General features: G+C 63.4%; 3 protein-coding genes. 1 reads left to right on the top strand and 2 read right to left on the bottom strand.

Annotated elements, in window-relative coordinates; translation table 11 throughout:
- Positions 1-1365 (bottom strand): efflux transporter outer membrane subunit (locus AC3WKX_RS33655; RefSeq protein ID WP_146013751.1); only part of this gene is annotated, 1365 nt, incomplete at its 3' end.
- The gene (locus AC3WKX_RS33650; protein ID WP_008430236.1) at positions 1365-2159 is read right to left on the bottom strand and encodes a helix-turn-helix transcriptional regulator; all 795 of its coding nucleotides are present in this window, start codon (positions 2157-2159) and stop codon (positions 1365-1367) included. The genes AC3WKX_RS33655 and AC3WKX_RS33650, both read right to left, overlap by 1 nt.
- 486 nt (positions 2160-2645) lie before the next feature.
- Between AC3WKX_RS33650 and AC3WKX_RS33645 the strand changes: the two genes are divergently transcribed.
- Positions 2646-8713 (top strand): non-ribosomal peptide synthetase (locus AC3WKX_RS33645; RefSeq protein WP_102665801.1); only part of this gene is annotated, 6068 nt, incomplete at its 3' end.

Here is an 8713-nt window from a genome sequence, read left to right as displayed (position 1 = left end):
ACCCAACGCCGTATACAAATTCACCTCCGCCACCAACTGCGCCAACCGATCAACAATCAACGCCTGCTGCGAACTGAACAACGACCGCTGCGCATCCAGAAACACCAGATTACTGTCCACCCCACTGCGATACCGGTGCTGAGCCAGGTCGTAATACGTCTGGTTGGCCCGAACAAAATCCCGCTGCGCCGCCAGTTGCTCGTTATACGTTTGCCGCGCCGCCAGCCCGTCCGAGACTTCCTGGAACGCGGTCTGAATCGACTTCTCATACTGCGCGACATAAATGTTCTTCTGAATCTTCGCGTAATCCAGGCTGGCCCGCAGGCTGCCCGCGTTGAAGATCGGCAGATTGATCTGCGGCTGGAACCCCCAACTCCCCGAGCCCCCCTGGAACAATCCCGACAGATCCTTACTCGAGGTGCCCGCGTTGGCCGTCAGCGTAACCGAAGGAAAAAACGCCGCCCGCGCCGCGCCAATATTCGCGTTGGCCGCCTGAAGCTGATACTCGGCCTGCACAATATCCGGCCGCCGTTGCAGCAGGTCCGACGGCAACCCGGCCGGCACCCGGGCTACCAGGTCGTCGGACAGCGGCTGTGCCGGCAAAGAATCCGGCACCGGCCCACCCACCAGCAACGCCAGGCTGTTGAGGTCCTGGGCCACCTGCCGCTGGTAGCGCGCAATGCTTGCCCGGGTACTTTCGACGCTGGTCCGGGCCTGGATCACATCGATCGACGTCGCCTTGCCCGCCGTTTTACTGCGCGACGTCAGACGCAGGCTGTGCTCGTCCGAGGCCAGCGTCTGCCGGGCCAGGGCCAGCAGTTCCTGGTCGGCGCGCCAGGTCAGGTAAGCGTTGGCGACGTTGGCCACCAGGCTCAGTTGCGCGCTGCGCCGAGCTTCTTCAGTGGCCAGGTATTGCAGCATCGCCTGCTCACTGAGGCTGCGTACGCGGCCGAAAAAATCCAGCTCGTAGGCGCTGACGCCCAATGTCGCCGAATAGGTAGAGGTGATCGCAGACTTGCCGGTGGTAGTGGCGCGCCGCGGGACTTTCTGGCGGTTTTCGGCACCCGTGGCAGACACCGCCGGGAACAGGTCGGCACGCTGGATGCGGTACTGCGCCTGGAACGCTTCGACATTCAGCGCCGCCACCCGCAGGTCACGGTTATTCACCAGGGCCTGGCCAATCAACTGCCGCATCACCGGGTCACGGAACAACTGTTGCCAGTCAGGCCCGGCGGCCGATGGCCCCACCCGGTCCGCGTTATACACCGGGAAGTGCGCCGGGGTCGGTGCCTCGGGCCGCTGATAGTCCGGGATCAACGAACACCCGCCAAGCACACACGCCACGCCGAGCATCAGTTTTTTCATCACGCGCCAACCATCCATTTGGCCAGGCCATGCCGGCCACTCACGCCCAGTTTGGCCGCCGCGCGCTTGAGGTAGGTTTCGATGGAGCTGTTTTTCACGCTGAGTTTCTCGGCCATCTGCGGTACGGTTCCGCCGGTCAACAACCCCAGGCAAACCTCCTGTTCCCGCGCCGATAAGGTGATGTCACTGAGTGACAGGCGTTTATAGAATTCGCGCTGCAATTGCGACTGCTCCAACGGAGTTTTAGAGGGCTCGGGCGCTACCGGCGGGGCCTGTCGATTGATCTGCGCGTGGCGCTCGATCAACGGCAGCAAGGTTTCCGAAAGGCTCTTGAGAAACGACAACTGCGCCAGGGAAAAGGCGCGTTGGGTGTGGGGCCGGTAGAACGAAATCACGCAGCGCCGATTGGCCTGGCGCGATACCAGGTTGCACTGATGGGAGGTGCCGCGGGTGTGGGTGCTGTCGGCCTTGGCATTCATCTGGATCAACAGCGGGTCGTTCATGCCGAGCATTTTTTTCAGCAGCGGATGATCGTCGCGGTGATGCAGGGTGCGCGGTGGCGGCAGGTCCTGCTTCAACCCGTCGCTGCCAAGTAACTTGATATCGAGCACGCAGGCCTGGTGCTCGTCGAGGGTCCATTCACTGAGGTCCACCAAGTGAACCGGTACCAGCTTGTTGACCAGTTGCAGCATGTTCGCTGCGAAGTGTTCAGTGCCGGTGCTTGAAATCAACTCTCCCAACTCGAAATAAAAATGCGGATTTTCCATATTCCGAATACTGCTGGTCAGACTCATAGCCATCTCATCCTTGATGTCGAAAACCGTCAACGGTTGCCCGTACGTGTGCAGGCCTCCCGTTCTCCTTGAACCTGGGTCGGTGCTCGAGGCTTCATTTAGCCACGTGGATTTGTCCTACGTATGTAGCGGAAACGAGGGACACAACCTGCCATAAAAAGCGCGCCATTATTTCGTCATTTCCGACAGGGATATAGGCTGAAGCTGCAGGGTAAAAGGATTTTAGAGTTTGTTAACTAGTTGATATAAAACATATTTACTCAATTTTCTCGACATGCCCGGCTATATGGCATCGGCCAGATGTAGCCAATCTCCTACATCCATTTAATCGTTTCAGCACTGAACCATCAGCCAACCCCGGCGCGGTACCCGGGCTGTCCGGGTTTCGGGTGACATACGGCCCTCCGGGGCGATGCTTAAATCCCGTTGATTTCGCCTCAATGGGGCGTTGTGCGCCTTATCGACACCTCACATGAGAAGGATCTTATGACGTATTTCCCCCTGACCGCCGCCCAGCGGGATATCTGGCTCGACCAACTGCGCCTCGGTGACTCGCCGCTGTACAACATCGGGGGTTATATCGAACTCACGGGCACCGTGAATCCCGCATTGATCCAGCGAGCCATCGAGCACCTGGTGGCCAAGCACGACGCATTGCGTACGGTGTTGCAAGTGGCGGCCGATGGCTTGCCACGGCAGGCGTTTGCCGGGGCCATGGCGGTATCGGTGCCGCAGCATGACGTCTCGCGCCAGCCGGATCCCCGCGCGGCCGCCGAGGCCTTGTTGCAGGCGCAGATGGCGCGAACCTATGCGCTGGTCGACGAGCCGTTGTTCCGCTTCTTCCTGGTCAAGCTCGATGACCAGCATTACCGCCTCGGCACCCAGGCTCACCACCTGATTCTCGATGGCTGGGGCTTTGGCCAGATGCTGCAATCCCTTGCAGGTATCTACAGCGCCCTGGAGCAGGGCCGGCAGCCGGACCTGTCGGCGCCGTCCTATATCGACTTCATCGACAACGATGAACGCTATCGCGAGTCGGCCCGTTACGCCCGGGACCGCAGCTACTGGCTGGACAAATACCAGGCGCTGCCAGAGCCGCTGCTGACGCGCCGTTACCAGGCCAAGGGCGAGGCACCGAGCAACACCCTGGTAGCACCGTTTCCGGCGGCGCTGCTCAATCGCATGGCGCGGGTGGCGAACCATTACCAGGCGTCGGCGTTCCATGTGTTATTGGCGGCGATGTACCTGTACTTCAGCCGCACCGGCCAGCGCCAGGAGTGGGTGGTGGGGCTGCCGATACTCAACCGTTCCAATGCACGCTTTCGTTCGACCCTGGGGCTGTTCACCCAGGTCAGTGCCGTGCGCTTGCAGTTCCGCGACGACCTGCCTTTCAGCGCCCTGGTGCGTGGCGTGCGCGACCAGCTCCAGCAGGATTTTCGGCATCAACGTTTCCCGCTGAGCGAGATGAATCGCGAGCTGGGTTTGCTGCGCGCCGACCGCGGCCAACTGTTCGACCTGTCGGTGTCCTATGAGCAGGACGACCATGAATTTCGCTACGGCCAGGCATCGGCCCGGGCGATCAAGGTGTCCAACCACCATGAGCCGTTGCCGCTGGCGATTCACTTGCGCAGCAATCGCTACCACGACACGGCGTGCCTGCACTGCGTCTACAACGAGGCGTACTTCCAGGTACACGAGGTGCAGGCCCTGGCCGATCGCCTGGTGTATGTGCTGGAGCAGGGGCTGGAAAACACCGTGCTGCCCCTGGCTGACTTCTCACTGATAACGCCCGAGGAAACCGCGCAGTTGCAACGCTGGAACGCCACCGCCCAGGCCTATCCCGCAGCGCAAACCCTGCATGGGCGCGTCGAGGCCCAGGCCGCGGTGACCCCGCATGCGGTGGCGGCGGTGTATCAGGGGCAGCGATTGACGTATGACCAATTGAATCAACGGGCCAATGCCCTGGCGCGGCAGCTATTGGTGCTCGGGGTAAAGCCCGACGACCGTGTGGCGATCGTCGCCCGGCGCGGCCTGGAGACGCTGGTGGGCTTGCTGGGGATTCTCAAGTCCGGCGCCTGTTACGTTCCGGTGGACCCGGCCCATCCTTCCGAGCGCCTGCACTACCTGCTCGATGACAGCGCGCCGGTGGCGGTGCTGACGCAGACGGATTTGCTCGAGCGTCTACCGGTATTGAGCGTGCCGGTCATCAATCTGGATCACGCCACGGCGCAGTTGGCGCGCAACCCGCAAGTGGCGATGACACCCGCCAACCTCGCGTATGTGATCTACACCTCGGGCTCCACCGGCCTGCCCAAGGGCGTGATGGTGGAGCACCACACCGTGGCCAACCTGGTGGACTGGCATTGCCAGGCCTTCGATTTGCACGCGGGCAGCCATACCGCCAGCGTTGCCGGTTTCGGGTTTGACGCCATGGCCTGGGAGGTCTGGCCAGCGCTGTGCGTGGGCGCGACCTTGCACTTGCCGCCGACCCACGACGGCGCCGAAGACATCGACGCGCTGCTGGCCTGGTGGCGCGCGCAACCGCTGGACGTATGCTTCCTGCCCACGCCGGTGGCCGAGTATGCGTTCAGCCAGAATATCGAACACCCGACTTTGCGCACGCTGCTGATCGGTGGCGACCGCCTGCGCCAGTTCAACCAGGCGCGCAGTTTCACGGTGATCAACAACTACGGTCCCACTGAAGCCACCGTGGTTGCCACCTCGGGCCTCGTTGAGGCCGGGCAGGCGCTGCACATCGGCAAACCCATCGCGAATGCCGCGGTCTACCTGCTGGATGAGCAACAGCGGCCGGTGCCCATCGGTACTGCAGGCGAGTTGTACGTCGGCGGGAAAGGCGTGGCGCGGGGCTATTTGAACCGCCCGGACATGACCGCAGAGCGCTTCCTTGATGACCCATTCAACCCAGGCCGCATGTACCGCACCGGCGACCTGGCGCGTTGGCTGCCGGATGGGAATATTGAATATTTGGGCCGCAACGACGACCAGGTAAAAATTCGCGGCGTGCGTATCGAGCCGGGGGAAATCGAGTCCGCCCTGGCGGCTTATGAAGGGGTCACCGAAGCGGTGGTGCTGGTACGCGAGGGGCAGCTGTTGGCCTGGTTCACCGAGCATGCGCCGGTAGCGATTGAAGCGCTTCGCGCCCATCTTAAATCACGCTTGCCGGATTACATGGTGCCGCAGGCCTACGTAAAGCTGGACGCGCTGCCCCTGACGGCCAACGGCAAACTCGACCGCAAGGCCTTGCCGGCACCCGGTGCCGATGCATTTATCAGTCGAATTTACGAAGCCCCCGAAGGGCCTACGGAAATCGCCCTGGCGCAGATCTGGGCCGATGTGCTGCACGTCGAGCGGGTGGGGCGGCATGACCATTTCTTCGAGTTGGGCGGCCATTCGCTGTTGGCGGTCCAGTTGGTGCAGCACATGCGCCAGGTCGGGTTGCAGGCCGACGTGCAGGTGCTGTTCGGCCAGCCGACCCTGGCCGCACTGGCGGCAGCGGTTGGCCAGGGCACCGTGCTTGATGTGCCGGCCAACCGTGTTCCGGCGGGTTGCCAATTGATTACTCCGGACCTGCTGGCGCTGGCCGAACTGGACCCGCCGACGATAGAACGCATCGTCGCCGCGATCCCCGGCGGCGCCGCCAATGTGCAGGAGATCTACCCGCTGGCGCCGTTGCAGGAAGGCCTGCTGTATCACCACATCACCGACGAGCGCGATCCGTACCAGCAACACGCGATGTTCAGCTTTGCCCGCCGTGAACAGCTGGAAGCGTTCGCCCAGGCGCTGCAACAGGTGATCGACCGCCATGACATCCTGCGCACCAGCCTGGCGTGGGATGCCCTCGAACAACCGATGCAAGTGGTGTGGCGCAAGGCGATTCTGGACGTGCAACCGGTGGCCCTCCAGGGGGACTCAATTCTCGAACAACTGCGCGAACGCCAGCGGCCACTGGACTTGCGCAAGGCGCCGCTGATGGCCCTGGATTACGCCGAAGACCGGCAGAACCGCCGTTGGGTGGGCATGCTGCGTTTCCATCACCTGGTGAACGACGCCACATCGACGCAAGTACTGATGGCGGAAATCCAGGCTCATCTGCTTGGCCAGCAACAGCAATTGCCGGCGCCGGTGCCCTATCGCAACGTGGTCGCCCAGGCCCGGTCAGCGGAACGCCAGGCCGGGCACGAAGCGTTCTTTCGCGAGCGGCTGGCGGATGTCGACGAGCCGACCCTGGCCTTCGGTTTACAGGAACGCCAGGCGGATCGCCGTGACACCGAGGAAGCCGACGTGCTGCTTCCCGACGCACTCGGCCAGTTGTTGCGCGAGCAGGCCCGCACCTTGGGTGTCAGCGCGGCGAGCCTGTTTCATCTGGCGTGGGCCCAGGTACTGGGTCGCGTCTCGGGCCGTGACGATGTGGTGTTCGGTACGGTTCTGCTGGGACGCCTGCAGGCCGGTGAGGGCGCGGACCGTGCCCTGGGCATGTTCATCAACACCTTGCCACTGCGGGTACGCCTGGCCGGGGTGACGGTGCGCGAGGCGATCAGGCAGACGCAGCAGCAACTCAGCGCCTTGCTCGCCCACGAGCAAGCGTCCCTGGCGTTGGCCCAGCGTTGCAGCGGCGTCACACCGCTGTTCAACAGCCTGCTGAATTACCGGCATGTCTCGGTCGAGGCACTCGAGGTGCTGCAGCCCGGCATCGAATTGCTGAGCAGCGAAGACATCCTCAGCTACCCACTGATGCTGACGGTGGACGACCTGGCCAGCGGTTTCCGGCTCAAGGCCAAGGCGCCCCGCAAGGTCGGTGCCCAGCGCCTGCTGGACTACCTTGGCACGGTGCTGGCGGGATTGGTGGAGACGCCCGAGGCGCCGCTGTTCGATGTGCAGGTGCTGCCCGCGACCGAACTGCAACAGCAACTGGTGGACTTCAACGCCAGCGAAACCGACTACCCCGAGGACCAGACCGTCCACGCCCTGTTCGAAGCCCATGCCCGGCACACACCTCACGCGGTGGCGGTGCAGGCCGGTGAGCAGCAACTGACTTACCGCCAGCTCAACGAGCGCGCCAACCGCCTGGCCTATCACCTGCGCGAGCGCGGCGTGCAGCCGGATTCGCGGGTGGCCTTGTGTGTCGAGCGCGGGTTGGACCTGGTGGTGGGCTTGCTGGCCATCCTCAAGGCGGGGGGCGCCTATGTACCGTTGGACCCGGGCTACCCTCGCGAGCGTCTCGCCTACATGCTGCAAGACAGCGCGCCGGTCGCCTTGCTGGTACACGGCGCGACCCGCGATTTGCCGGGGGAGGTGTCGATACCGGTGATCGACCTCGACCACGGCGCCTGGCAGCAGGCGCCTGAAGGCAACCCGCGAGTGCCGGGGCTGAGCGTACGCAACCTGGCGTACGTGATGTACACCTCCGGCTCCACCGGCACGCCCAAGGGCGTGATGATCGAGCATCGCGGCCTGGGCAACCTGATGCACTGGGGCTCGCAACTGTGCCCGAATGCCGAGGGTGGCGCGTTGTTGCAGCGGGCGCCGTTCAGTTTTGACGGTTCGGTGTGGGAGCTGTTCTGGCCGCTGACCAATGGCATGCGCCTGGTCCTGGCGCGTCCCGATGGGCACCGTGAACCGGCGTACCTGGCGCAGGTGATTCGTGAGCAACAGGTCAGCGTGATCAAGTTTGTGCCGGCGATGTTGCAGCAGTTTCTGGAGCTGGAGGAGTCTGCGCTTTGTACCAGCCTTACCGACGTTTTATGCGGTGGTGGGGAGCTGACAGAGGCCTTGGCCCGTGGGGTTCAGGCGCGATTGCCCAAGGTGCGCTTGCATAACGTCTACGGACCGACCGAGGCGACGGTGGACAGCAGTGCCTGGACGCTGGAGCCGGGTGCGCCGGTGCCGGGGTTGCAGTTGCCGATTGGGCGGGCCATCAGTAATACCCGGCTTTACGTATTGGATGAGCATGATCGGCCGGTGCCGCTGGGGTGCAGTGGGCAGTTGCATATCGGCGGGGTGGGCGTGGCTCGCGGGTATCTGGGGTTGGAGCAGATGACGGCGGAGCGGTTTATCGATAGCCCGTTTGTGGCGGGGGATCGGTTGTATCGCACGGGGGATCTGGTGCGGTATTTGCCGGACGGGAACCTGGAGTTTCTGGGGCGCAATGACTTTCAGGTGAAGCTGCGTGGGGTGCGGCTGGAGCTGGGGGAGGTTGAGGCGCGGTTGGCGGCGCATCCTGCGTTGCGGGAGGTGGCGGTGTTGATTCGGGATGAGCGGTTGGTGGCGTATTTCACCGTGCGTGATGCGGTGCCGGGGCTTGAGGCGTTGCGCAGTTACATGGTGGAGGGGTTGCCTGAGTACATGGTGCCTTCGGCGTTTGTGCGGGTGGAGGTGTGGCCGCTTAATCCGGCGGGGAAGCTGGATCGCAAGGGGTTGCCGGAGCCTGGGGTGGAGGCGGTGTTGAGTCGCGCCTATGAACCGCCTCAGGGGGAGGTGGAGACGGTGATTGCTGGGGTTTGGGCGCAGGTGCTGAAGCTGGATCGGGTGGGGCG

It is taken from the genome of Pseudomonas sp. GP01-A4, from assembly GCF_058780865.1.
The sequence above is the reverse complement of the archived record's forward strand: the minus strand, read 5'-3'. Positions and strand labels throughout refer to the sequence as shown.